The organism is Piscinibacter sp., from assembly GCF_050175855.1.
In the GTDB taxonomy this organism is placed as follows: Bacteria; Pseudomonadota; Gammaproteobacteria; order Burkholderiales; family Burkholderiaceae_C; genus Piscinibacter.
Genome location: NZ_JBFXIO010000482.1, coordinates 1 through 3,292, shown reverse-complemented (window position 1 = coordinate 3,292; position 3,292 = coordinate 1). Strand labels below are relative to the sequence as shown.

6 protein-coding genes are annotated in these 3,292 nt (G+C 71.1%); 3 read left to right on the top strand and 3 right to left on the bottom strand.

Translation table 11 applies throughout. The annotated features are described in order from the left end of the window. Nucleotides 1-882 (top strand): VWA domain-containing protein (locus AB7U92_RS24295; RefSeq protein ID WP_428582965.1); only part of this gene is annotated, 882 nt, incomplete at its 5' end. 11 nt (nt 883-893) lie between these two features. Further along, nucleotides 894-1,211 (top strand): cupin domain-containing protein, encoded by a 318-nt coding sequence (locus tag AB7U92_RS24290; protein ID WP_428582963.1) that lies wholly within the window; start codon nt 894-896, stop codon nt 1,209-1,211. A gap of 16 nt (nt 1,212-1,227) precedes the next feature. Here the strand turns inward: AB7U92_RS24290 and AB7U92_RS24285 are convergent, their stop codons facing one another. Then, nucleotides 1,228-1,626, bottom strand: a complete 399-nt coding sequence (locus tag AB7U92_RS24285) for a tautomerase family protein (protein WP_428582961.1) — start codon at nt 1,624-1,626, stop codon at nt 1,228-1,230. A gap of 9 nt (nt 1,627-1,635) precedes the next feature. Next, a complete protein-coding gene (locus AB7U92_RS24280) occupies nt 1,636-1,848 on the bottom strand; it encodes a hypothetical protein (RefSeq protein WP_428582959.1) in 213 nt (70 codons plus the stop codon). Between the two features lie 106 nt (nt 1,849-1,954). Here AB7U92_RS24280 and AB7U92_RS24275 point away from each other — a divergent pair, with 106 nt between their 5' ends. Further along, on the top strand, nt 1,955-2,842 hold the full coding sequence (locus tag AB7U92_RS24275) for a LysR family transcriptional regulator (RefSeq protein WP_428582957.1): 888 nt from the start codon (nt 1,955-1,957) through the stop codon (nt 2,840-2,842). On the opposite strand, the gene AB7U92_RS24270 is transcribed toward AB7U92_RS24275, so the two are convergent. After that, nucleotides 2,843-3,292, bottom strand: a 450-nt coding sequence (locus tag AB7U92_RS24270) for an ABC transporter ATP-binding protein (RefSeq protein ID WP_428582955.1), incomplete at its 5' end; no start/stop codon positions are given.

Sequence of the window (3,292 nt, the reverse complement as noted above, 5' to 3'; positions counted from 1 at the left end):
GCGGGCTGGAAGCGCCACGTGCCGCCGCTGCTGATGCTGCTGGCCATCACCGTGCTGCTGCTGGCGGCGGCGCGGCCGGCCGCGGTGATCACCCTGCCCTCGCAGCAGGAAACCATCGTGCTGGCGATGGACGTCTCCGGCAGCATGCGCGCCGCCGACGTGCAGCCCAATCGCCTCGTGGCTGCGCAGGAGGCCGCCAAGGCCTTCGTCGCCGAGCTGCCGCGCAGCGTGCGCGTGGCGGTGGTGCAGTTCGCCGGCACGGCGGCGATCGTGCAGCCGCCGACGCACAGCCGCGACGATGTCTACGCAGCGATCGACCGCTTCCAGCTGCAGCGCGGCACGGCCACCGGCAGCGGCATCGTGCTGTCGCTGGCTGCGCTGTTCCCGGAGGCCGGCATCGACCTCTCGCAGATCACCGGCCAGAAGGCCATGCCGCCCTCGCCCGGCGACAAGCCGAAGGCGGAGTTCATGCCGGTGGAGCCCGGTTCCTACGGCTCGGCGGCGATCATCATGCTCACCGACGGCCAGCGCACCACCGGCCCCGATCCGGTCGAGGCCGCGAAGATGGCCGCCGACCGCGGCGTGCGCGTCTACACCGTGGGCATCGGCACCAAGGAAGGCGAGACCATCGGCTTCGAAGGCTGGTCGATGCGCGTGCGGCTCGACGAGGACGCACTCAAGTCGGTGGCCAACATCACCCGCGCCGACTACTTCTACGCCGGCACCGCGGAAGACCTGAAGAAGGTCTACCAGGGGCTGTCGACGCGGCTGGTGGTCGAGAAGAAGGAAACCGAGATCAGTGCCCTGTTCGCGGCCCTCGGTGCGCTGCTGGTGGCCGCCGCCGCCGCACTGTCGGTGGCCTGGTTCGGCCGCATCACCTGAAGGACGAAGCGATGCTGCTGAAGAAGGCCAGCGAGCGCGAGTGGCTCGGCGCCGGCTCGAACGGCGTGCAACGCAGCCTGTTCCGCCACAACGACAGCGGCGGTCGCGCGTCGGTGCTGCGCATGGCGGCCGGCGCGCGGGTGCCGCGCCACACCCACCACGGCACCGAGGAGGTGCTGGTGCTCGAGGGCCGCGTGACGCTCGACGGCGTCGAGATGAGCGAGGGCGACTACCTGTTCGTCGAGCCCGGCGAGGAGCACGACGTGGTGGCGCTCACCGACGCGCTGCTGTTCGTCTCGACGCAGAAGTCGACCGCCTTCGTCGAGTAGCCCCCACGTTCGATGCTCAGCCGCGGCGCTGGTGGTAGCGCCACTCCTGCGTGCGCCCGCCGTAGCCGTAGGCGGCGGCGCGCACGTCGTGCACGTGGATGTAGCTCTCCTCGTGCAGCGGCCCGAACAGCGCCTCGAACGAATCGAACACCGCCTCGATGTAGCGCGCCTTCTCGGCCTTGGTGTTGGTCTCGTCGGTGACCTTCACCTCCAGCTGGAAGCTGCGCCGGCCGCTGGCCGACAGCGGCTGGCCGGCCACGAACCAGGTGGCCGGTTCGACGAAGTCGACCGCCACGGCAATCAGGTCGGGCTGCTTGCCGAGGTGCTCGACGGTGTGGCGGTGGACGATGGCGGCCGCGCGCGCCGCCAGTTCACGGTCGGCTGCTGCGGCAATGCGCAGGTTGAGCAAGGGCATGGCTGCGCCTCAGACCTGGCCACGCGCCAACGCGCGGTGGCGTTGCAGCCGGTGGGCCAGGCGGCGCGCCGCGCGCAGCGCCTGCGCCCCGCTGCTGGCCAGCGCCGCGTTGGCGCCGCGCCAGAGGTCGTCCAGGGCCTCGCGGCGCAGGGCTTCGGCCTCGGCATGGGCGCGGTCGTGCAGTTCGGCGAGGCGGTCGGGGTCGTAGGTCAGCGGTGTCATGGCGACTCCAGCAGTGGCAGTGGTGTGCACTTTATGAATGCACAGACTGGTCGGAAACCGCATCCAGAGCGATATGGTGTTGCGACTTATGCAATACCATCTGCGCATGAACCTCGACGACACCGCCTTGTTCGTGCGCATCGTGGAACTCGGCACGCTGTCGGCCGCCGCACGCGAACGCAACGTGCCGGTGAGCCAGGTCACGCGGGCGCTGGCGCGGCTCGAGGCCGAGTGCGGCGTGCGCCTGCTGCACCGGAACACCCACGGGCTGAGCCTCACCGATGAAGGCGATACCTTCCTCGCCCATGCCCGGCGGCTGCTCGACACCGAGAGCGAACTGCGCAGCGAGCTCTCGGGCAAGCTGGCCGGGCCGAGCGGCTGGGTGCGCGTCAGCGTCAGCACCATCACGGCGCAGACCGTGATCGTGCCCAGCCTGGCCAGGCTCTACGAGCGCTACCCGCAGCTGCACCTGGAGATCGCCGCCGACGACCGCATCGTCGACATGGCGCGCGAGGGCATCGACATCGCGATCCGCACCGGCAGCCCCTCCGGCGACACGCTGGTGGCGAGGCAGATCGGCAGCCTGCGCCGCGGGCTGTTCGCCTCGCCCGACTACGCGAGGCGACATGGCCTGCCCGCCAGCGTGGCCGAGCTGGCGCAGCACCGGCTGATCGGCAACTGCGCCAACGCGGTGCTCAACCAGTGGCGTCTGGGCCGGGGCCGCGACATCCAGGAGCTCACCGTGCGCGGCCACACCCGCACCGACAACACGGCCGTGGCGCTGTCGCTGGTGCAGCAAGGCCTGGGCATCGGGCGCATCGTCAGCCTCGCGGCCGATCCGCTGGTGGCGGCGGGTTCGCTGGTTCCCGTGCTGCCCGAACTCACGCCCGACGAGAGCCTGCCGGTCTACGCCGTGATGCTGCAAGAGCGCCACCGCCTGCCCAAGATCCGCGCCTGCATCGACCACTGGGCCGAGTGGCTGGCGAAGGTCTGATCAGGCCTCGAAGCGCCCCTTCACCAGCCGCAGCACACGGTCGCAGCGCGCCGCCAGGCCTTCGTCGTGCGTCACCAGAACAAAGGCGGTGCCCTGGCTGCGCGCCAGTTCGAGCATCAGCGCGAAGACCGCGTCGGCGGTGTCGCGGTCGAGGTTGCCGGTGGGCTCGTCGGCGAGCACGCAGCCGGGCTGGCCCGCGAGGGCTCGCGCGATGGCCACACGCTGGCGCTCGCCGCCGGAGAGCTGCGCCGGCCGGTGCATCACGCGCTCGGCCAGGCCGACCTGCGCGAGCACGGCCTGCGCCCGTTCGCGCGCTTCGGCGATGTCGGTGCGGCGGATGCGCAGCGGCATGGCCACGTTGTCCAGCGCGGTGAACTCGGGCAGCAGGTGGTGGAACTGGTAGACGAAGCCGAGATGGCGGTTGCGCCACTCGCCCTGCTCCGCCGCATC